Source organism: Vreelandella neptunia (assembly GCF_034479615.1).
In the GTDB taxonomy this organism is placed as follows: domain Bacteria; phylum Pseudomonadota; class Gammaproteobacteria; order Pseudomonadales; family Halomonadaceae; genus Vreelandella; species Vreelandella neptunia.
On sequence record NZ_CP140255.1, the window covers coordinates 4,083,801 to 4,106,221 of the forward strand.

At 56.2% G+C, this 22,421-nt stretch carries 18 protein-coding genes; 6 read left to right on the forward strand and 12 right to left on the reverse strand.

All coding sequences use genetic code 11. The features are described from left to right. The first annotated feature begins 93 nt into the window (after window positions 1–93). Window positions 94–1,512 carry an RHS repeat-associated core domain-containing protein gene (locus SR894_RS18905; protein ID WP_479694299.1) on the forward strand — a complete coding sequence of 473 codons (1,419 nt, stop codon included), beginning with the start codon at window positions 94–96 and terminating at the stop codon, window positions 1,510–1,512. A 379-nt stretch (window positions 1,513–1,891) separates the two neighbouring features. Continuing rightward, window positions 1,892–3,154 carry an RHS domain-containing protein gene (locus tag SR894_RS18910; RefSeq protein WP_223288519.1) on the forward strand — a complete coding sequence of 421 codons (1,263 nt, stop codon included), beginning with the start codon at window positions 1,892–1,894 and terminating at the stop codon, window positions 3,152–3,154. A gap of 18 nt (window positions 3,155–3,172) precedes the next feature. Here the strand turns inward: SR894_RS18910 and SR894_RS18915 are convergent, their stop codons facing one another. From SR894_RS18915 to SR894_RS18925, 3 genes are all read right to left on the reverse strand, one after another. Beyond that, a complete protein-coding gene (locus tag SR894_RS18915) occupies window positions 3,173–4,066 on the reverse strand; it encodes an EamA family transporter (protein WP_223288520.1) in 894 nt (297 codons plus the stop codon). A 36-nt stretch (window positions 4,067–4,102) separates the two neighbouring features. Then, entirely contained in the window at window positions 4,103–4,828 is a 726-nt protein-coding gene (locus tag SR894_RS18920; RefSeq protein ID WP_223288521.1) for an HAD family hydrolase, read from the reverse strand. Window positions 4,829–4,907: 79 nt separating this feature from the next. Continuing rightward, window positions 4,908–7,583, reverse strand: coding sequence for a bifunctional diguanylate cyclase/phosphodiesterase (locus SR894_RS18925; protein WP_223288522.1), 2,676 nt, complete (start codon window positions 7,581–7,583; stop codon window positions 4,908–4,910). 197 nt (window positions 7,584–7,780) lie between these two features. On the opposite strand from SR894_RS18925, the gene SR894_RS18930 reads away from it, so the two are divergent. Then, window positions 7,781–8,863, forward strand: coding sequence for an HDOD domain-containing protein (locus tag SR894_RS18930; RefSeq protein ID WP_290279295.1), 1,083 nt, complete (start codon window positions 7,781–7,783; stop codon window positions 8,861–8,863). Between the two features lie 90 nt (window positions 8,864–8,953). Here SR894_RS18930 and SR894_RS18935 read toward each other — a convergent pair whose 3' ends face one another. The 4 genes from SR894_RS18935 to SR894_RS18950 all read right to left on the reverse strand — a co-directional run bounded on the left by SR894_RS18935 (window position 8,954) and on the right by SR894_RS18950 (window position 13,028). Then, on the reverse strand, window positions 8,954–10,258 hold the full coding sequence (locus SR894_RS18935; protein WP_223288523.1) for a TRAP transporter large permease: 1,305 nt from the start codon (window positions 10,256–10,258) through the stop codon (window positions 8,954–8,956). A 110-nt stretch (window positions 10,259–10,368) separates the two neighbouring features. Continuing rightward, entirely contained in the window at window positions 10,369–10,932 is a 564-nt protein-coding gene (locus SR894_RS18940) for a TRAP transporter small permease (protein WP_223288581.1), read from the reverse strand. A gap of 92 nt (window positions 10,933–11,024) precedes the next feature. Then, on the reverse strand, window positions 11,025–12,008 hold the full coding sequence (locus SR894_RS18945; RefSeq protein WP_223288582.1) for a TRAP transporter substrate-binding protein: 984 nt from the start codon (window positions 12,006–12,008) through the stop codon (window positions 11,025–11,027). 36 nt (window positions 12,009–12,044) lie between these two features. Further along, window positions 12,045–13,028 (reverse strand): LysR family transcriptional regulator, encoded by a 984-nt coding sequence (locus SR894_RS18950; protein ID WP_223288524.1) that lies wholly within the window; start codon window positions 13,026–13,028, stop codon window positions 12,045–12,047. 371 nt (window positions 13,029–13,399) lie between these two features. Between SR894_RS18950 and SR894_RS18955 the strand changes: the two genes are divergently transcribed. The 3 genes from SR894_RS18955 to SR894_RS18965 are packed head-to-tail and all read left to right on the forward strand — an operon-like array spanning window position 13,400 to window position 15,815. Beyond that, window positions 13,400–14,152, forward strand: a complete 753-nt coding sequence (locus tag SR894_RS18955) for a 5-oxoprolinase subunit PxpA (protein ID WP_133731515.1) — start codon at window positions 13,400–13,402, stop codon at window positions 14,150–14,152. Then, a complete protein-coding gene (gene pxpB / locus SR894_RS18960) occupies window positions 14,149–14,865 on the forward strand; it encodes a 5-oxoprolinase subunit PxpB (protein ID WP_413614123.1) in 717 nt (238 codons plus the stop codon). Before SR894_RS18955 ends, pxpB begins: the two co-directional genes overlap by 4 nt. After that, window positions 14,862–15,815: a 5-oxoprolinase subunit C family protein gene (locus SR894_RS18965; RefSeq protein ID WP_133731516.1), complete on the forward strand. Its 954-nt coding sequence runs from the start codon at window positions 14,862–14,864 to the stop codon at window positions 15,813–15,815. The genes pxpB and SR894_RS18965 overlap by 4 nt, the downstream gene beginning before the upstream one ends. A 168-nt stretch (window positions 15,816–15,983) precedes the next feature. Here SR894_RS18965 and SR894_RS18970 read toward each other — a convergent pair whose 3' ends face one another. The 5 genes from SR894_RS18970 to SR894_RS18990 all read right to left on the reverse strand — a co-directional run bounded on the left by SR894_RS18970 (window position 15,984) and on the right by SR894_RS18990 (window position 22,345). After that, window positions 15,984–17,015 carry a 2,5-dihydroxypyridine 5,6-dioxygenase NicX family protein gene (locus SR894_RS18970; RefSeq protein WP_133731517.1) on the reverse strand — a complete coding sequence of 344 codons (1,032 nt, stop codon included), beginning with the start codon at window positions 17,013–17,015 and terminating at the stop codon, window positions 15,984–15,986. A 129-nt stretch (window positions 17,016–17,144) separates the two neighbouring features. Continuing rightward, window positions 17,145–18,653, reverse strand: coding sequence for a sodium:solute symporter family protein (locus tag SR894_RS18975; protein ID WP_133731518.1), 1,509 nt, complete (start codon window positions 18,651–18,653; stop codon window positions 17,145–17,147). Continuing rightward, window positions 18,646–18,834, reverse strand: coding sequence for a hypothetical protein (locus tag SR894_RS18980; RefSeq protein ID WP_022521540.1), 189 nt, complete (start codon window positions 18,832–18,834; stop codon window positions 18,646–18,648). Before SR894_RS18980 ends, SR894_RS18975 begins: the two co-directional genes overlap by 8 nt. A 21-nt stretch (window positions 18,835–18,855) precedes the next feature. Continuing rightward, a complete protein-coding gene (locus tag SR894_RS18985; RefSeq protein WP_246638174.1) occupies window positions 18,856–21,864 on the reverse strand; it encodes a c-type cytochrome in 3,009 nt (1,002 codons plus the stop codon). After that, a complete protein-coding gene (locus tag SR894_RS18990; protein ID WP_223288525.1) occupies window positions 21,857–22,345 on the reverse strand; it encodes a (2Fe-2S)-binding protein in 489 nt (162 codons plus the stop codon). The genes SR894_RS18985 and SR894_RS18990 overlap by 8 nt, the downstream gene beginning before the upstream one ends. Window positions 22,346–22,421: the final 76 nt, after the last annotated feature.

Consider the following 22,421-nt stretch of genomic DNA (forward strand, 5'->3'; position numbering starts at 1 on the left):
GATATTGAGATCGCCCTGGAACCCGATGCCCTGCACCGGGAGACCCAGCGTCGCCTTAGCACCGGTGCCAATGCGCACAATCAACCGCTGGCGCTGGAGCGCGGGTATACGAACCTGGGCCAGCTAGACCACCTCACGCTACGCAGCCCGGACTCCACCAGCCAGCAGGACTACCAATACGACGCCCTGGGCAGAATGAGCTTCCGCAGCATCGAAGGCGACCAAGCCTCCAAAGTGATTGCTTACAGTTTTGATGCCGCCGGACGCTTGACCGGCAGCCAGCACGGCGATAATGCCCACCGCTACTCTGTTGACGCGGCGGGTAATCGGCTAGAGCAGGGGGTAGACAAGCAGCAAGGACTGACTGATAACCGTCTCACTCAGCTCAACGGCACCCGCTACCGCTATGATGGTACAGGCAACCTGGTCGAACGCCAACAGCCCAACGGCGAACGCCTAACCCTGGGCTACGACGGCGCCAATCGCTTAGTGCACCTGATCTACGCCAGCGAGCTGGGGGCAACCCGCGAAGCCACTTACCGTTACGATGGTCTTGGCCGCCGCATCAGCAAAACCGTGCGCGATACCAACGGCACCACGGCCACCACCCACTACGGCTGGGACGGCGACCGCATCGTGCGCGAAGAGACCGACAATCAGCGCACCACGGTGGTCTACGAGCCGGGCAGTTTTGTGCCCATGCTCAGAATTGATGATACCCAGCAAGGCCAGCTAGTCAGCGCTTACATCACCGACGCCCTGGGCACCCCCATGCAACTGGTCACCCCCAACGGCCATCCCCGCTGGCTCGCCGAACCCGACGACTGGGCGGCCGTCAAAAACCAACGCGCCGTGCGCAACGTCACCCAACCGATCCGGTTCCAGGGCCAATGGCACGACGAAGAATCAGGTCTCTACTACAACCGCCACCGCTATTATGACCCGCAGCAGGGGCGGTATATTAGCCAGGATCCGATTGGACTGCGGGGTGGTACTAACATGTATCAATATGCGGTTGCTCCAAGCATCGAAGTAGACCCACAAGGGCTAAGTGGAGTCTATGGCCTGGGCAACGGACCTTATAGCCAATCCAACACTGTGAGTAGGGCTGCAGAAAATATTGTTATAACCGGCGAAGGAAATGCTTCTGCAGAAACATTCGGCGGTGTATTTGGCCAAACAGTGTCGACGGGCTTAAAGTTCGACAATGTTGGTAACGCTGCATGGGTAATGACTGAATGCCAACAGTATGGTCTAGGTATATTTAGAGGAGCAGGCGTTGGAGGAAATGCGAGTGTTGGCTCCGCTCCCCTTGAAGATGGTGTTTCAGAAACTTGGGGACCTTTTGTACGCGGTGCTGTTATTAAAGGAGGCGGTGCATCTATTGATGTTGGTGGAGGAGCTTTAGCTGGAGCGAGCGGCTGGCTTGGGCCTAGCTTAGGCCTAGCAGGTGGAATTCAGCACTGTAAAACAACAACTACAGTTTTAAGGAAAGGAGATAGTGAGCAATAATATGAATTTAATCCATAAAGTACGACTTTCATCTTTTGTGATTTTTTTTGCGAGTGGCGCCATACTAGCGCTTGGATCTGATAATAGTTCCGTAGTGGAGAAGTGGGAGCTACTAATGTGGATATTAAGGATCTCCGGCGTAATAGCGATTGGCACCACATTCATACTTCTCATACAAGGCTTCGGTGACTACCTAGATAAATATCAAAAAGGAAAAGACGTAAAAAGGGATAAAAAAAATCGCCGATAAGTCGCTCCTGAGCCTACGCAATAGACAATAGCAGCACGTATCGCTGTAGCTTGTTCGTCAGGGAGAGCCGAGCCTTCCTTTCATATTACCAGACGACAATATACCTACAAGCCAACTCACCCTAGCACCATGGCTCACACCATCGACCAAATACTCGCCGCCAACCGAGTAGCCGGTGACTTAGAGGCCTGCGACACTAGGGTTCGCTATGATCAAGCCCAGCGCTTAATTGGCGAACACCAGCGCCATGCGAGCCTAGCAGGTGAAAGTGGCTGGCAGTGGCAACATCAGCACACCCTCATCGCCAACGGCGCGCCCCAGGCCAGCCAGTTCGGCGACCTACCCGCGCTTAACTGGCATACCTATGGCAGCGGCCACCTGCACGGCATGAGCGCCCCCGGCCTGGATCTTGAGATCGCCCTGGAACCCGATGCCCTGCACCGGGAAACCCAGCGCCGACTCAGCACCGGTGCCAATGCGCACAATCAACCGCTGGTGCTGGAGCGCGGGTATACGAACCTGGGCCAGCTGGATCACCTCACCCTACGCAGCCCGGACACCACCAGCCAGCAGAGCTACCAATACGACGCCCTGGGCCGTATGAGCTTCCGCAGCCTGCAAGGTGATCCGGCAGAAAAGGTGATCGCCTACAGTTACGACGCCGCCGGGCGCTTGATCGGCAGCCAGCATGGCGACCACGCCCACCGCTACTCTGTGGACGCGGCGAGTAATCGGCTAGAGCAGGGGGTAGACAAGCAGCAAGGACTGACTGATAACCGCCTCACTCAGCTCAACGGCACCCGCTACCGCTATGATGGTGCAGGCAACCTGGTCGAACGCCAACAGCCCAACGGCGAACGCCTAACCCTGGGTTACGACGGTGCCAATCGCTTAGTGCACCTGATCCACGCCAGTGAGCTGGGGGCGACCCGCGAAGTCACCTACCGCTACGACGGCCTGGGAAGACGCATCAGCAAAACCGTGCGCCACCCCAACGGCACCACCGCCACCACCCACTACGGCTGGGACGGTGATCGCATCGTGCGCGAGGAAACGGACAACCAGCGCACGACGGTGGTCTACGAGCCGGGCAGTTTTGTACCCATGCTACGTATTGATGATACTAAACAAGGCCAAGTGCTCAGCGCCTACATCACCGATGCACTGGGTACGCCCATGCAACTGGTCACCCCCAACGGCCAACCCCGCTGGCTCGCCGAACCGGACGACTGGGCGGCAGTCAAAAACCAACGCGCTGTGCGCAACCTCACCCAACCGATCCGGTTCCAAGGCCAATATGTATTCACTGCTATTATCCTGACCAACTTATATTCCAATGCTTATCAACCAACTGTCAGCCCCCAAGCGGAATCAGTTGGGGATGCCCAATAGCGCCGCCAGCGTAATGGCCTAAAGCGCCACCAGCACCAGCCCCGCCAACATCACCAGCGTGCCGACGGCTTTTGCCCTGGATGCTGGCTCTTTCAGCCACAGCACACCCATTAGCACGCCGACTGGAATAGAGAGCTGGCGCAGCGCCACCACATAACTTACCTCGTCGGTAAGCGCCATGGCGATTAATACCAAGCCATAGGTGCAGGTCATCATCAGCCCGGTAACAACCAGCATGGTCAGCCCCTGCTGGCGAAGCGCAGGCAAGCGGCGTCGCTCTGCCGGTAGCAACGCCATTAGCGGTACTGACCAGGTTAGTGTCATCAGCGCTTGCAGCACCATAAACACCGCCCCGGCGGTTAACCCGCTGTGCCCTGCCCCCTGCATTAGCCCGAGGGCCTGCTTGTCGATCAGCGAATAGCCAACGGTGCCTGCTGCAGCTAGTAGCGCAAACCCCATGGCCGGGGTGAGATAGGTGGATATCCTGCGCGCCTGCGGATGGCTAAGCGGCAGGCAAAGCGCGCCTGCCACGACTAGCACCATGCCAAGGCCGTCCCAGCGATCCAGCACCCGACTACCCAACAGCACAATGGATACCAGCGGCACTAGCACTACCGGCAATGCCCGGGCGATTGGGTAGAGTACGCTAACGTCCCCTCTCGCATAGGCCCAGGCCAAGCCGCCCATGTAGAGCATTTGACACAGCCCAGAAAGCGCCAGCCAGCCCCAGAATGCACTTGGTAACGCAGTGAGCGACGGCCCAAACAACACCAGCGGCAGCATCACCGCCCCACCCGCGCCGTAAGCCAGGGTAAAAGAGGCTAACGACGGCGCATTGCGTTTGCCCAACACGTTCCATCCGGCGTGCATGCATACCGAGACTAACACCAGAGCAAGCGCGGCTGAACTCAAGGACGCTCTCTGTATTGAAGACGTGTATTGATGGCATCAGACATGCGCCGATTTTCCTGGCAGAGCATTAGGCGACGAAGCGCTTGTGGGCGTCCGCCAGTCTAAGCGCCGCCAACCTTCAACGCTAGCCACCTCAGCGAGTACTGGATCGGGGTTGACCGCTACAGGGCAATCCACGTACTGCAGCAGCGGAAGGTCGTTGCGGGAGTCTGAGTAGAAAGTCGTGTGGCTGGGGATGACCTGCTGTTCGGCCAACCACTGTTTTAAGCGCAGCACCTTACCGCCGCGATAAGAAAAAATACCCTCGCTGCCACCGGTGTAGCGCGCGTCTTCATTGATACCGTGTTCCACGCTCAACTCGACCGCCAGCACGTGCTCAATGCCTAGCGTGGTCGCTATCGGCTCGACCAGATGGCGTGACGAGGCAGAAATCAGTACCAGGGTATCGCCTGCCTGACGGTGCGCTTCCAGGCAGGCCCAGGCTTGTTCAAAAATACGCGGTTGCAGGTGTGTGGCCACAAAACGCTCGACCTCTTTTTGCACATCTTTCACCCGGCGCCCTCGCAGCGGCGCTAGGGTCATGGCCAAATACTCTTCAAGCTTTAGCTTCCCCGCGTGATAGGCCTGGTGCATTTGCTCCGCCCGCGCCATAAAGGCTTCGGCATCGCTGATCCAACCTTGCTCTATCATCCATAAATTCCAGCGGTCGCTGCAGTCTCCATCCAGGAGGGTATCGTCAAGATCAAACAGGGCCAGGCGCATGGGGCACTCCTTTCATCGCGGGTTGGCGGCGCGTAGGGTATGCCAAAGGTGATGACAAGACGATGACGCTAAGTGAAGGCTACGTCGTCAACCACTGCGCCGCGAACTTATCCGCCGGTAGCGGGCGACCAAACCAGTACCCTTGCGCCTCATTGCACCCCATTTCAGCAAGTAAACTCGCTTGGTCGCGGGTTTCAACGCCTTCCGCCACGGTTTTCATCTCTAGCGCTTGCGCCATGGCAATGATGGTCTGAACGATGGTGCGGTCATGGTGGTTATCGAGCATCTCGCGCACAAAGGAGATATCAATTTTTAGTGCGTCGGCAGCGAAGCGCCGTAGGTAGGAAAGCGATGAATAGCCGGTGCCGAAATCATCGATAGAGAGGGCATAGCCCGCTTGGCGCATGGTGTGGGTGATCTCAACGGCCTGATCCGGGTCGCGCATAAAATCACTTTCGGTGAGCTCCAGAGCGATAGCGCTCGGCGAAACGCCAGCGGTGAGTTGCCCGATGTGGCTGGTGAGTTCTGGGTCGGCAAACTGTTGTGCGGAAATATTGATCGATAGCCTCCCAGGCAGCCCGCCCTCAGGCTGTTCACGCCATGCCAGTAACTGCCTTGCCGACTCTTCCAGCACCCAGTCCCCCAGGGCACGTATCAAACCACGCTCTTCGGCCAGGGGAATAAACTCACCGGGGCTCACCCAGCCCCACTCGGCGTCGTGCCAGCGGCAAAGGGCTTCTGCGCCGGTCAGTTGACCGCTAGTAAGGTTTACCTGGGGCTGAAAGTAGAGCTCTAATCGATGTTCAGTGATAGCAGCGCTGAGTCGCTCAGTCATCCTTTGGCGTCGCTGCAACGCGTGGCGCATCGTTTGAGTATAGGGGCAGATACTATTTTCACGCCGCTTGGCGTGATGGAGGGCAATGCTGGCAGCGTTAAAGAGTTCGCCTGCTTCGCTTACATCCTGTGGATAATGAGCAAAACCGATACTAACATCGAGGTGAAAGACGCGGCGCTCCAGATGAAGTGGCGGTTTCACCGCTAATCGTAGCTGTTCCGCGAGGTCGCCTATGCCACTGGGGGTGGTATCGGCTACCAGCAGGGCAAACTCATCTCCTGATAAACGTGCCAGGGAGCCGTATGAACGGCTGAGCTTCGCTAAGCGATCGGCCACTGTCACCAGCAGTTGATCGCCCACCTGGTGGCCATGCAGGTCATTGACCTCTTTAAAACGGCGGATATCCAGCAACAGCAGCGAAAGCCCGCTCCCTGCTTGGTGGGCTTCTTTCCACATCTCCGCTAACAACTCCATAAAACGGATACGGTTCGGTAACCCAGTGGTGCTGTCGGTATAGGCCAGTTGATGCATGTGACGATGGTCGCGACGGCGTTCAAGCTCTGCCGCAGCACCGGTCGAAAGAATTTGCAGCACCGAAGTGGCAAACGCATTAGTGGTCAACGGCTGGCGATAAAACACCATCATCACGCCAATGGCTTCCCCATTGGCATTATCTAAACGCCGCCCAATCCATGCCTTTGTGGGTAACAGGGTGCCTGGCAATAGCAACGGTGGGCCATCATGCATAACCGCTTCACGCTCCAGCACTACCTGCTCGCTGGGCGAGCCTCTCAGCGCAAAGGTGTACGGTTCACGCTGAGCCCCGTCAACCACCATGCTGACGGTGGTTGCCTTTCCATAGACGCTTTCATTGCCCTGGGGTGAGGTGTGCAGCAACGCAATAAAGCCTGCGTCGGCTTCCAGTACCTTGACCAAGGTAGCAATCAACTGCTGAAAATAACCATCCCCCACCTGGGTAGTCACCGTAGAAGCCACTTGAGCCACCGCGTTTTGCACCCGCTGCGACTCTTGCTGATCGGTCATATCAGAGATAAAGCCTTCCAAGCATATGATATCGCCCGCCTCGTCCATGACGGCCTGACCCTGCTCCCACATCCAGCGGTAACCGCCGTCGCGATGGCGCAGTTGGTAAATCACACGGTAAGGGCGCCTGTTGGCAATAGCCGACTGTACCTCATGGAAGACCTTGTCTTGATCATCAGGATGAATCAGTGCCGCGAAGCTGATTAGCCGATTACCCTGTAGCTCGTCAGGCCGATATCCGGTTAGCACCTCCGCACCCTGGCTAACCAACTGCATCGTCCAAGCGCGGTCATTCAGACAGCGATAGGCCATTCCCGGCAGATGGTTGAGCAGCGTATCCAAACGGCGCTCGCTTTCCCGCGCGACCTCTTCGCTCTCTCTTAATGCCTGCTCCGCTTTTTGTCGGCTCAGCTCCGCCCCCGCCTGGGCGGCAGCGATGTGCAGTATTTCATTGGCTAACTCGCCCATCTGCATGGGGGAGTTTTTGAGCACAGCTAGCAGGCCTATCAGCGCGCCATCCGCCGCATAGAGCGCCCGCCCTAAGTAGCTTTCGGCTCCCAGCTCACACAGCAGTTTATCGTCAGGAAAGCGTGACTGAACATCACGGGAATAAAGGCAGCACTCGCGCCCCAACGCGGTCTCGCAAGGGGTGCCGGCCAGCGAATAAGTAATGTTGCTGACTAATCCCCCATCTGACCAGACAGCCAACGTCTCAGCCCGATGCAATTGAGTAACATCGGCGACTAGCACATGATCGACGCCCAGTATTGTTGCCAGGCGTTCCACCAGCGTTGCATAAAAGCGGGGGCTCCCGCTGTTACCTACGCCTTCTGCCAACTGACGAAATATATCGGCCGCGTCGTTCTTTGTGTGCATGGTTGCACTCACTTTTTTTGATTCTTGAGCAGTTGGGGCGCCTGCTACTCACCTCAGAAAGTATATATAGCGACCTACAAAGCATAAACCGCTCTTTTCCAACTATAACAACGTCAACACTAGCTGGGTATATGGTAAACTTAGGACATCACCTCATGATGGCTGGCAGCTACGCTACAAAGTGCGCAGGAGATAACGTGACTAAAACATCGACAAAGGATGAAGCACTGTATGTAATGCTAACTGAAGCACTGCCTGGTTTTCTGATCAGCGATTTTCTAAAGTGCCAGCGGTTGCCTTCGCTTCCCTCAATCGCATTACGCATCCTCAGGTTAACGCAATCTTCAAAAGCGACTATCAACGATGTTGCCGACACCATTGAACATGATCCAGCCTTAACCGCTCGGTTAATATCGCTCGCCAATAGCGTTCACCACACCCGCTCCGCCAATTCCACGCAAACGTGCCTTGAGGCGATCCAGCGTTTAGGGCTAGATGCCACATTGACCGTAGTGTTGAGCTTCAATCTTTTTCAGCACCCCATTAAGGGGCCACAGCATACGCATATTTGGCAGCGGTCTATTCTGTCTGCGCTGATAGCACGCCAGTTGGCTGAGCAAGCGTGCCCCAAACAGGCAGGTAATGCTTTTACGGCAGCACTGCTGCAGGATATTGGCATATTGGCCCTGAGTGCGACGTACCCTGAACAAGTAGACGAACTATATATCGATAGTGCTATTCCACATGCTCGTCTTATCGAGGAGGAGCAGCGTTACTTTGGTTGTGACCACACCATTATTGGGGCTTGGCTAGCCGCTAAATGGGGTATCCCATCGGCGATGGTTAACACCATACGCTTTAGCCATGCCGGTTATGCAAGCGATAGTTTGATGGAAACCTGCGTTCGCATATCCGGCCCCACGGCAGATGCCTGCTTATCAAGCGCACCAGAAGAGCAACTTGCCGCCCTGCTATACGATTTAAGCACGACCGCAGGTGTGCCCTCTTTCTCATTTAAAAGCGTTCTACAAGAAGTTCAGCCTAAAATGGAGTTGATCGCTAAAACGCTGATGATAGACACCCCCGCGACTATTGAACCCAAAGAGCTGCTGGAAAATGCTCAGCAACTCTTGCTAAACCATACGCTTATACTCAATAGCCGTAGAGAAGCCCAACACAAAGCATTAACGATGTTGCGTAAAGGGTACAGTGACCCTGATGGATTCAACAAAGATATTTTTTTCAAAAAACTCAATAAACAATCCCGTACTCAGTCTTAAATTGCTGGCCAGAGCATGCATGCCATCAAGCGCCCCGGCCAGAGCGTTTTTTTCTACTTCACGCTGAACACTTTTCCTTTTATAAACGCCTCACCGAGTCATTGCCTCAGGTAGATAGAGAGCGATACCCGGAAAGAGGTGCATTAAGGCAATCGCTAACAGCATTAATAGAAAGAACGGCAGCGTGGCTTTGGTGATGGTCAGAATATCTTTACCGGTTAGCCCCTGGATCACGAACAGGTTGAAGCCCACCGGCGGGGTAATCTGCGACATCTCGACCACCACGACCAGATAAATACCGAACCAGATCAGATCGAAACCGGCAGCACTCACCAGCGGCATGATAATCGCGGTGACGAGTAGAATCAGCGAGATACCGTCGAGAAAACAGCCCATCACCAGCAGCAGCAAGGTCAGCGCAATCAGCAGCATGGTCGGTGAAAGCCCCATCTCACCAATCGCCTGCGCCAGCTTCATCGGCACCTGGGTAAAGCCCATGGCCGAGGTCAAAAACGACGCACCGGCAATAATAAAAGCGATCATGCAGGCGGTACGCACGGCGGCAAATAGCGAGCTTTTAAAAATGTCGCGATCAAAGTGACCGTTAAAACGCGCAATGACAATCGACAGCACCACACCAACCGCCGCGGCCTCGGTGGGCGACGCCAACCCGCCATAGATCGAAAAGATAATCCCACCGATCAACAGCAGAATAGGCACCAGCGACCAGGTATTGCGAAGCTTTTCAGCAAAGCTCATACCGGATTCATCTTCGCCGGTAAGCCCTTCACGGTTGCCCTTGAGCAACGCCCACAAAATGAGGTAGCTCATGAACATGGCCAGGATCATCAGTCCCGGACCAATACCGGCCATAAACAGCCTGGAGATAGACTGCTCGGTGACCACGCCGTAGACGATGAGCACAATGGAGGGTGGAATCAAAAGCCCTAAGGTGGAGGCGCTGGCCAAGGTACCAATCGCCATATTGCTGTCGTAGCCCCGCCGCTCGAGCTCTGGCAGGGTCATTTTGCCCACCGTGGCACAGGTGGCCGCCGAGGAGCCACAGACCGCCGCAAACATGCCGCTGCCAATAATATTGGTATGCAGTAAACGTCCCGGCAGGCGGTTTAACCAGGGTGACAGACCACGAAACATATTGTCCGCAAGCCCAGAGCGAAACAGAATTTCCCCCATCCAGATAAACATAGGCAGCGCGGTGAGATCCCAACCATAGCTTGCGCCCCAAAAATCGGAGGCCAAAATAGAGCCCGGCGAGAACGAGCTAAAGAACTCTAGCGCTATCCAGGCAGTGCCGATTAGCGCAAAGGCGATCCACACCCCGCTCCCTAGAAGAACCACGAGGGTGAAAATAGTGGCGAGACTTAGTAGCAGCACGAGGATCTCTCCAGTTTATAAGGCAGAAGCAGCGTTAACAGTGATCCAGTTAACCGCGACGTACTCAACCAAGACGACGTACTCAACAACAACATAGCTAACGTCACCATTTAATCGCCCTCGCTTTCATCTGGGGCCGTCGCTTCACGAAAGCTCGCAGGGTCTCGAATGGCAATCCGTAGCGCCATAAACAAGGCTTCAGCCAGCGCCAAACAGAGCAGCCCTACGCTGGTCGCCAGCACAAGCTGGGGGATCCAGAGCGGAATCGACACAAAGCCCGAAGATACATCGTTGTATTGCACACTCTCCCTCGCCAACCCAATGAGGCCGTAACAGAGCATTAGGCTGATCGTCAGGGCGATGATCAAACCAAACACTTCAAACCACACACGGATTGCCGAAGGTAGCCGGGTAATCAACAGCGTCACGCGAATATGGGCGTGATGCACAAAGGTGTAGGCCAACCCCAGAAAGGTCGCCCCCACCAATAGATAAGAAGCGATTTCCGAAACACCGGTAATACTCAGGCCCAAGCGGCTCAGGCCCACGAGCACCAGCAGGGCGTCTACCAGACGAAAGGTCACCTGAAGCGCTATCAGCGCGCAAATAGCAACCATGCAGGCCGCCGCACCCCAAGCACCCAGGCGGTAGAGCTTGTCGAATTTAAACGTCATGTTCGCAGCCTCACGAAGCACATGGGAAAAAGCACGCGGGAACAGCAGCGGAGGCGTTGCCACCCCCGCTGTAAGAGACATTACAAGAGCGTTTAGCTGTCGCGCTGCTCGCGATAGGATTCCAGCGCCTGTTTGGCTTCGTCATCAGCACGCGACTGCCAATCTTCAAACAGTTTGTCACCGGCTGCCTGGAGTGCCTCTGAAACGGCGTCGTTAGGTTCTGAAACAGAGATACCGTTCTCTTGCAGAGCTTCTAGGCTCGCCTGATTATCTTCGCGGCTCATTTCCCAACCACGTTTTTCAGCCTCAGCGGCGGCTTCCATCAGAGCTTCCTGAGTCGCTTCATCCAGGGCATCAAAACTGCGTTGGCTAATGAAGACGATATTTTTGGGCAGCCATAGGTTAGCGTCGGTGTAATCAGTCACGTAATCCCACGCCGCCATGGAGTTGCCGGTAGAGCTTGAGGTAATCATGGCATCCACACGGCCAGTGCTGAACGCAGTGGGTATATCAGACTCTTCGGTTTCGGTAGGGCTACCGCCCAGGTTATCGACAAAACGCTGGGTATTGATGTTAGGAGCACGAACGCGCAAGCCTTCAAACTGCTCCGGTTCAGTAAGAGGTTCAGAGGTATAGATACCTTGCGCAGGCCAGGTGACGGCGTAGAGCGGAATCAAGCCTTCATAGGCAAACAGCTCTGTGATCATCGGCTTGGTGGCTTCCCACAGTGCATAGGCATCTTCGTAGCTGCCCGCCACACCGGGCAAGGTATCCACTTCGAAAATGGGATCATCGTTGGAAAGAACGGAGAGGAATACTTCACCCGCATCGATGGTGCCACGGCGAACCGACGGCTTGATTTCACCATGAGAAACCAGCGAGCCGCCGCTATGAACGGTAATGGTCAACTCCCCGTCGGTGGCTTCAGCCACATCCTCGGCAAACTGCTTGTTGTTTTGGGTATGAAAGCTGGCATCACCGTAAGGCGTGGCCATAGTCCATTCCGCAGCGTGAGCCGTCACCGTTAAACCGCACGCAGTTGCCAGTAGCAATGAAGTCGTTATTGTCTTGCGCATCATAAGAACCCTCTTATTTCTATTAATAGTATGGTGCTAATAGTGTGTTGCTTCGGTGGTACCAGAGGAGGCGCTGGCGGTAACCCAGCGCCCGGAGAAAAGTGTTGTTGTCATATCGGCACGGCGCGCCTGGGCATAGCTGCAGGCACACTGCTGGGCCAGGCGGGCCACCCCACGACAAAAGCGCGGGTGGTTAGCGTTGCGCCATATCACATCATAGTGCATGGCCGGTAACGGCACCGGTAGCGAGAGACGGTAGAGCTCCCCACGCTGCCACTCATCCAGCACGGTGGCGACGGGCAGCGCGCCAATCCCCAGCCCTTCGGTGGTCATGCGCACAATGGTCATTAGCGTGCTGACACTATGGATACGAGGATTAGCGACTCCCAGCTCTGCCAAATAACTCACCAATTCTGCATAGGGTCGAGCCTGCTTACCAAATGAAATAAACGGCAACTGCTTGCCCCAAGTGTCGGCACTCTCGCTCAGCACCTTGACGTGGCGCGGAGAGACAAACATGCCCATTTCATAGGGGCTCAAGGACTCGTACTCGATCTGCTTTTGCGGTGAATAACCATTCATCGCCAATACAATGTCCAGTTCGTTGCCCAATAGCCGCTCATTGAGCACCGGCGAATAATCCACTGTCAGTTCAATGGTCAAACGCGGATACCGTTCGGTTAAACGGCGCATAAATTCGGGAAACCAGCTATGGGCGATGGTTTCAATTGTGCCGAGCCGCAATGGTGCAGAAAACGCCTCTTCATCATCGAAAAGCTTCATCGCCTCGTCACGCTGGTGCAGCATCCGCTCGGCGTGCACAAAGAACTCCCGGCCTCGCATAGTCGGCTGAATAGGCCGGGCGGCTCGCTCCAGCAGCAGCTCTCCTACCGTGGTTTCCAAGCGTGAAATACGCTCAGAAACAGAGGGCTGAGTAAGGTGCAGGCGGGTCGCCGCCTTACGGAAGGAGCCGAGCCTCACTGCCCACACGAACGCCTCAAGTTCCTTAAAATCGAGCATAGTGACTCGCCTGCAAATGACTTTCTGGGGTAAAAAATCGCTGTCGAGCTGACACGTAAAGAGAGCTGCGGAGTGCTAACGCTCATGACGGTCTGATAGCTACGCAACTTGAAGAACACTATGCAACTTTAAGACCACTCCCAGCAGCGCTATTTCACCAACGTTATTATCACGCCCCGCTTCTAATGTGATAAGCGTATCGTGCCCAAGCGTCAACCCTTTTTCCAATAAATAACAATATGATAGAAGCGTCCGATAGTTAGTATCGTCAAAAACGATTGGCACTGGGCAAGCCATGTTCATATATTGGTGATGGTCTACAATCAGCGCTAACCCATCAAACGCACCACTGCATCGACACAGGAGTCGCTATGGCCATCCCCCTGCTTAATTGCGATATGGGCGAAAGTTTCGGCAACTGGCACCTCGGCCTGGATGCCGAGGCGATGCCTTTCGTCGACTGCGCCAACATCGCCTGCGGCTTCCATGCCTCAGACCCCCATGTGATGCGCCGCACCGTCAAGCTAGCGGTGCAAAATGGCGTTCGCATTGGCGCGCACCCAGGTTACCCGGATTTGATGGGCTTTGGCCGCCGCTCAATGGCCTGCTCGCCGGAAGAAGCGGAAGATATGGTGCTCTACCAAGTAGGGGCTTTGGCGGGCATCTGCCAAGCGGAAGGCACCCAACTGAGCTACATCAAGCCTCACGGTGCGCTGTACAACGACATGGCCGCCAACCCGGCGCTGCTCGAAGGCGTCATGCGCGCGGTGCGTGCTTATGATGCCAGCCTGCCGTTAATGATTATGTCCACCGCCGACCCCGAGCCGCACCGCGAGCTGGCCGCCAAAATGGGCATTACCCTCTGGTTCGAGACCTTTGCCGACCGTGCTTATGATGGCAACGGTCACTTGGCCTCACGACGCCTGCCTAACGCTGTACACCACGAACAGAACACCATCGTCGATCAAGCGATAATGCTGGCCAAAGGCGAGCCGCTCACCGCGCTTGATGGAACACCGCTGCACCTAGCCTGCGATACGCTCTGCGTTCATGGCGATAACCCCGAGTCAGTGGCCGCCGTACGCGCTATTCGCGAGGCCTTTCAGGCGCTGGAGCAGGCGTGAAAGCCAATATTGAAAAAAGCATTGAAACCGCCGCCATGGATGCCCTGATGGTGCGCCTGTTCGACGCCATCGACGAAGCCAATATGGCCTGGGTAATCGCCGCCGACCAGGCGCTGCGTAACGCCTTTGGAAGCATGTTAATTGACCTGGTGCCCTCTTACACCACGCTGTTGCTGCATTACGACTGCCAGCAGTTAACCCATAGCGAGGCGATTCAACTTATTCACAAGGCGCTTTCTGGTCTTACCCCTGTGGATACTCAAGCCGGTGAGCTGCACGATATCCCGGTGTGGTACGACGAAAGCGTGGGCCCCGAGTTGCCCCTGGTCGCCAAGCGCGCAGGTTTAAGTATTGACGAGCTTATCGAGCAGCACTGCAACCACGACTACTGCGTGTTCGCGCTGGGGTTTGCCCCCGGTTACGGCTTTATGGGCTTGGTAGACGAATCTCTCGCGACGCCGCGCTTGAAAACACCGCGCCGCAAAGTCGCCGCCGGTAGCGTGGGCATTGCCGATCGCCAAACTGCGATTTATCCGCTGCTTTCGCCGGGGGGCTGGAATATTCTGGGTCGCACCAACGTGCCGCTATTCGAGCATGCCAAACGCGGCGAGCCGCTGTTTCGTCCGGGCGACAAAGTGCGCTTTAGAGCGATCTCCCGGGAAGAGTTTGCAGCCGACGGTGGCGATACTACGCCCATGGAGGAGCGCCCATGAGCCAAGTCGCTATGAATGAAACACAGAAGGGGCTAGTGGTTAAGCAAGCGGGGCCGCTGGCGCTTATCCAAGATGCCGGTCGGTTTGGCGTCGGCCACTTAGGCGTTACTCAGGGCGGCGCTGCCGACTGGATCTCTTTTCGCTGGGCTAACTGGTTGCTGGGCAACGCTTTAAACAGCGCCGCTTTGGAAATCGTCATGGGCGGCGGCTTGAGCTTTGAAACCGAACGCGAGGTGCGCCTGGCGTTGACCGGCGCCGATCTAGACGCCCAGTTGGATGGCAAACCGCTAGCACCCAATACCAGCTTCAAGCTACTGCCGGGCCAGCGTCTGGAATTTCGCCAACCACGCCAGGGTTTGCGCGCCTATCTCGCCTTTCCCGGCGGACTAAATGCGCCTGAGGTGCTGGGCAGCCGCGCTTGCACCGCCCGCGAGCAACTGGGTGGCCTGGATGAAGATGGCAAGCCGCTAAAAGTGGGCGACCGGTTAATCTGGAAAGGCACCGCCCCTGCTGTACGCCGCATTCCTGAAAGCCAGGGCCCATGCATGCCTGCGTCTGGCTGTCGGTTACCCATCGTGCTCGGTTCGCAAATCGCCTCTTTCAGCGGCCGTGCGCTGTTCCAAGCGTTCAACCAACCCTGGACAGTGGATAATCGCGCCGATCGTATGGGCGTTCGCCTCACCGGCCCAGCCCTACACGGCTCACTCACGGGGATTATTTCCGAAGGCATTCCGCTGGGAGCGGTACAGGTTCCGCCAGACGGCCAGCCTATCGTGCTGATGAACGACCGCCAGACCATTGGCGGCTATCCGCGTTTAGGCGCCCTCACTCCCATCGCCTGCGCTGCGCTGGCCCAGTGTTTACCCGGCACTGAAGTGTGGTTAACCCCTTTTAGTGCCAGTCAGGCGCAGGAAGATTATCGTCAGCAGTTAATGGTTTGGAAGAAGTAGCCGCAAAAGCAACCCAACGGTCTGCACAACCCTACGCGGGGGCGCTGTGAACCCATCCATGGGCGCTACTTTCGCCATCCATGGCGAAAGACCCCCGCTACGGGTTGATTCCGACCTCAGTGAATAGTTAACGCTGGCTTTTTATCAGTATCACTACTTATTAGCGTATTAACCCCTAGCCATCTGCAGCTCTTTAACGACGATATCTCCATCAATAACAATGGGCTCATCGTCCAGGAAGAGCGAGCAGTTGCGCATGGGAATATCCAGATGGCAGGCGGTATCGTTGGATCCGCCCAGTTCGCTGTTAGGGCCGGTGGAGAACATCACGTTGCCATAGAAGCTGCGCGGTTCCATGCCCATACCTCCCGGGAACTCGCCGGGCACCATGCGGTGCCACTTGGCATTAGGGTTCATGCCCCAGCCCACGTGGCTCATGCCCATGCCGCGCGGATCGTTAAAGCTATCCATATAAGATTTCACTAGCTCCGCATCCAGCCCACCGCGTATGTCGGTAATCCAGCCCTTTTCAATGGTGTAGGTAATAGGCTCTCGAACATACATGTTCTGGGGTAGCAGAATATCGCCCGGCGCCACCACAATGGTGCCATCAACGCCATCATCATCACCGCCGGTGAACACAAAGCCAGAGGGCCAGTGATCCCAACGCCCCGGTTCGTCGGTACAGGCATACTCAGCAACGGTCTCATAAGTATTCAGTTGGTAGGTGACATCAGTGCCGTGGGGCGAGGTGATGCGCATCACTTTGGCTTTTTCCAGCAGCGCGGCGGCCAGTTCGACCTTTTCCCTTAGCTCCTTGGTGGGCAACATTCTGGCCAGCAGTTCTGGCGGTTCAACCGCCGTCAGTATGCGCGTACCTGCGGCTTGAATCGCCATTTGTTCGGGAGAGAACAGCAGGAAAATACAATCGATCAACATGTCGCAGTTTTTAAGCGCTTCCACCGCATCGGGCATACTGGCAAGCCCCGTTGTTCCCACGGCCCAGCCACCGGTAGGTAACGGCGCGGGCAACCGCATGTGGTACATATTGGCGCCTAAACGCTGCCCCGCCGCCATAAAGGCATCCGCATAATCAAGGCGTTCGCTGCCCTGGGTCAGTACAACGAGTTTTTCGCCTTCATGTACGCCGGACATTTTTAGCTGATGGAGGCAAATCTCGGCAAAGCTTGCGTGATCCATAAAGTCTCCTAACTTCCCAGGCCAAAGCACAGCTATACCGCACTGGGAAGTGTTAGCTGAGAGCGCTCGTGCTCGCCTTTGGGCACACCAAGCGCTCTATGGTGTTATCGGTTCAAAGCTGAACGTCAATTAGGCAGCCGCCTCTTTCGTCGCTTGATCGGTGGTAGTACGGCGCTTTTTACCCAGCTCTTCCGCTATGGCGGTAAAGAAGGCGTCCGAAGAGGCTTGATGAGGTTTGGTCATAAGGCTAACGCCAACAAACAGCACACTAGCGACCACAATGCCCCATACGCCAGCGGGCAGGCCCAGCAGTGAATTGCCAGTGGCATACATCAGCAGTACAAAGGCGCTGGTACCCACCACGCTTACCAGTGCACCGACGCCAGTACCGCGCTTCCAATAGAAGGCACCGATAAGGGCGGGCACCATGGCGACCAGACCAGAGGAAGCAGCCACCGACAGCACCGCAATAAGGTCAAGCTGCAGCTCGGCAAAGGCCAGCGCCAACAGTGCGATCACCGGCACCACGAACTTGCCCACCAGCAGTTGGCGCTTTTCACTGACGTTCGGTTTAACGTTCGCATAGACGTCCCGGGAGACCATGGACGCCAGCGTCAGCATGATCGAATCGATAGTAGAGACGGCAGCGGCCATGATTCCGATCATCACAATCACCCCTAATACTGGCGGAACAAACTCCGAGGCCAGCAGCGTAGGCGTGGCTAAATCTGCGCGCTCAAGACTTGGGAAAGCGGCTAAGGCAGAGAAGCCCCAAAGCACAGAGACCATGGTGTAGATAAAACCAAACACCAGGAAGCCAATCAGCATGTGGCGCATGGAGCGCAGCGAAGAGGGCATAAACAGGCGTTGACTGACCTGTGGGTTGGAGATACTAAAGAAGAACCAGGGAATGGTGAGCCCCAGGAAAGTGACAAAGCTGAACAGGCCAGGGCCGGGCACCGTCAGCGACTGCGGATGTTCCGTTGCCAGCGTATCGAATAGTGCGCCGAAACCACCCAAGCCCTGGATCACCAGGAAGGCCACCAAGGTTGAGGCGACAATCATCATGATGGCCTGGAGCGAGTCGGTCCACATTACCGAACGAATACCCGCGATATAGGAGAAGAAGATGGCGATGACCGTGGCCAGCACCACCCCGGTAGTAAAGGTAATCGCGCCGTCAGTAATACCCTGCAACAGGTAACCGACACCCGCGAGCTGAACGGCCGAGTAGGGAATCAGGAAGATACAGCTGGCAATGGAGACAGCCATGGCCACATGTTTGCTGTTGTAGCGGTGGCCGAGCATCTCACTGGGGGTTACAAAGCCAAACTTCTTGCCCACCGCCCAGAATTTGGGCCCGAAAATAGCCACCAGGGAAACCCCAGCAAAATAGATAATTTCAAAGCCTAGGGCGCCAACGCCGCCGGCATAGGTAAGGCCTGCCAGGCCCACCATCATGAATGCGCTATACGTCGTGGCACTGTAGCTCAGCGCGGAGACAAAGCCGTTCATTTGTCGGTTACCCAGGAAGTATCCCGACATACTTTCGGAAGGGCCTTGGCGAGACATAATCGCAATGCCAATAGCGATCAATAAGTAGATGGCAATGGACCACCAGATGAGTGACTCAGTCATTGCTGTGCTCCTCAAAATCTTTAGTGATAAACACATTCAGCGCAATGATGGCCAACCCTGCCAACATCCAAAACAGGAAGCTGCCGTACCAGAGCGCGACCCCGCTCAAGAGGGTGTAAGGCACTAAATAGCTCAGTAAGACGACGGCCCATACTAGCCATATCCATTTACTACGTTTCATAATCCACCTCGTTTTATTACGTCAGGGAGTAGAGTGAGTGTTGTTGTGGTGAGGCTGGCGTAACTCTGCGGTACGTTGTTCTACTTGTTGCCAAGGCGCTTTCTCTGGGGCAAAACGCGCTCGGAGGTAGGTCGTCAAATCAGCGACCTGGGTGTTACTAAAGCTGTCGGCAAAGCCTGGCATGCTACCGATACCGGGAACGTGTTCGGCGTGAACACCGCCCAAAATTGACTGAATAACGTTATCGGGATGATCGCTGTGCAAATTGGTATTCAGCGCCAGATTAGTGCTCGCCCTCGAAAAGGTAGGAACGCCAGAATCGACATGGCACGCCGCACAGGCGCCATCGAAGAGCCGCTCCCCTGCCTCCATCCCGGTTGAGCTAACGGCTGCACTGGTCACGCGCTGCGTAGCCTCCGCCATAGCCGCATCGCTATTACCTGTTGGCGCCTGCATCTGGGTGGCCACATAGTGAGCAATGGCCCGCACATCGTATTCAGGCAGCTCAGCCAGCCCCGCTACCACCGGGGCCATAGGGCCAGAGGCAACGCCGTGTAGCGCAGATTCGCCGTGGCGCAGATAGTCGTAAAGCGATGTTTCACTCCACGGGATGGGCGCACGCGACAGCGTATTAAGCGGTGGCGCTTCCCAACCATCTACAAAGGCACCGGCAAGGTACGACTCGCCGTTTTTCTCAGCGCCCATGGCATTGCGGGGACTATGGCAAGCGCTGCAGTGACCTAATCCTTCGGCAAGGTAGGCTCCCCGGTTATACAGCTCGCTTTGCATGGGGTCAGGCTGGAAAGGCGTTGCATCGTGATAAAGCGTATTCCAGCCTGCCATTAAGCTACGCACGCTGAAGGGGAAAGTGAGCGCATTGGCGTTTTTTTCAGTCTCTACAGGCGGCTGAGCCATTAAATAGGCGTAAAGCGCCTGTAAATCGGCATCACTGGTCTGGGCAAACGCCGTATAGGGGAAAGCGGGATAAAGGTGGCTGCCATCACGGCTAATGCCGTGGCGCATAGCGCGCTCGAAGGCTGCGTAAGACCACTGACCAATCCCCGTCGCCTCATCCGGCGTAATGTTAGTGCTGTAGAGCGTCCCGAAAGGGGTTTCAAACCCGCGCCCACCGGCATTGGTCACGCCACCTTCTGTGGTATGACACGCCGCGCAGTCGCCTGCAGCCGCAACGAGTCGCCCGCGCTCAATGGTCTCGGCGGAGTAGAGGTTGGCGGCTGGCCGTGAGACAGGCGCAATGGCCCCTTTCCACGGCCACGCCACGGCCGCAGTGCCCGCAATGGTGGTAAACGCTGCAGCGGCTAACCAGCGCCGGTTCATTGACCGCGGCGGTTTCAATTTAGATGGGCGCCCTGCCTTCTCGATGGACGAAGCTTCGAGAGCTTGGCGTACGCGATTGGCGGTAAACGGTGGTTGGCGAAAACGCAGGCCGGTGGCATCAAAAAGCGCATTGGCTATTACCGCAACACCCGGCGATAGCTCCGCACCGGTTAATACGTCTTCACCGACGGTTTTATTAGCACCGTCCTCAACAGGGCTTAAAGAAGGTGCGGTGGTTGGTAATCCTGCGGAATCTTCACGTTCAGTCAGCGTACGACTACCGTCACCCCACTCGTCGAAACTAGGCGCCTGCCCCAAAAGGGGGCGCGCTTCACCCAAGACCCGGGCCTGTAGCGTTCGCTGAAGGCGATTAGTATCCACATCAGGGCCAGCGTCCTGCCCCACCACCAAACGGGTAAGCTGAACATCGCCGGTAATACGATTGACCTCAACATCGGCAATCCAGGCAGAGCGCACTCCCGATTCTACGCGTTGTTCGCGGTCAGGTAGTTGGGAGTAGGCAAAACCCCGCCCGCGCAATAGATCCTGGGGTAAAGAGTCCGCTGATGGATTGGACGCCCTTTGCCACTCGGCCCGTTTAGCGACGGACTCAATCAGTTCAATACCACGCGCATCGTCAAGATGGCGAAGTCGCAGCGCGACAGGGTCTTGGTCACTCTCGCGGGCAACCTCATCTAAAAAAGATTCCCGAGCGAACGTCTGCTGTATACCCATCAAGGTGGAATTGGTGGAGAGCGAGTCTGGCTGGGAGCGTGCGGCAAGGTATTGATCGCGAAATATATAGGGCGAGAACGGCGTTGTGTCTTGCTCGCCGGCGGTGGCCTCAGCTCTAGGCGTTGCTATCGCGGCCCTACCACTTAACAACAATCCTACGGCAGCCACTTCACCGGTGAGATTGGCCTGCTGATAGTGATAACGGGCTATCTCACCACTACTGGCAATGTCCGCGTTTAGGGTAATTCGCTGCGCTTGGCCCAATGCCTGAACATCCTTGGCGTAGCGGGCATCGAGCCAAACGGCTACCGGGCCGCCCAACGCCCGCGACATCAACGCCGCATCCACGGCGGCATCGTCACCGCAATGGCGACCCAGCCCTGAGGCCTGACTTGATGCGTGCTTATCATCGGCGCTGTACAGCTCAATCTGGCTAATATCCAGCGCGGTTAACCGGCTTAGATCCTGTTTCAGCGCCGCTGGGGTGACGGTTTGCCCCCACACACTCAATTGTTGGTCGCGGCAATCGGCAATTACCCAGCTAGGGTGATTGCCCCAGCGCATGCGACTCGGCCATCCATACCCATGGTTCGAATGCGTGTATGACGGGCTAGACTTAACAAGAGGCGATTCAGAGGGCGCTTGATCGCTATCAGATTCGGGCGCTTGGTGAACGGCCTGCCACTCAACCTTCAGCTGTTTAGCGGCATCGGTTGCCAAGGCCAAACTATCGGCAACCACCCCCACAAAATCCCCTTCCACCACGACTTCAATAGATCCAGATAGTGAGGCAATGCTGCTGCTATCGACGCCCACTAAGCGATCACTCTCAAAACGCTCGCCATTCCACCGGTAGTACGCTGGGCGCACGACGACACCAAAACGTGCCTGCGCCAGCAGCGCGGGGGGGATGCCGGCCTGTTTTTGCTGGCCATGGAGCATCGTCCCTTCACTCATGAGGTGCCTCCTGCAACGCAGCCGCGTTAAGGATCACGGCACGTTCCGCTGCCTGCAGAATTTCAACATGGGTGCCACATCGGCAGAGGTTATGCTCTAAAGCGGTGCGAATCTGCTGCGCAGAGGGTTGAGTATTATGATTTAGCAGCGCACGAACAGTGATGATCATACCGTTCAAACAGTAGCCACACTGGGCTGCCTGAGCATCGATAAAGGCTTGTTGTACAGGGTCAAGCTCACCGTTCTGGGAAAGACCATCAAGGGTGGTTACCTCATGACCAACGGCAGCAGACACGGGCAGTACGCAGGAGCGTGCTGCCATGCCATCAATCAATACGCTGCATGCCCCACACTCGCCCAAACCACAGCCATACTTAGGCCCATTGAGCGCCGGGTCGTTACGCAACACATTGAGCAATGGTATCTGCGGCGGCACGGCCAGCTCATGTTCTTGCCCATTGATAGTTAGCTTTAGCGTCATAGGGGATCATCATCGTTATTGTTAAGCCCGCACTCTTGCTCTGGATAGGGCTTGGATATGACTTAGATTTTACTAA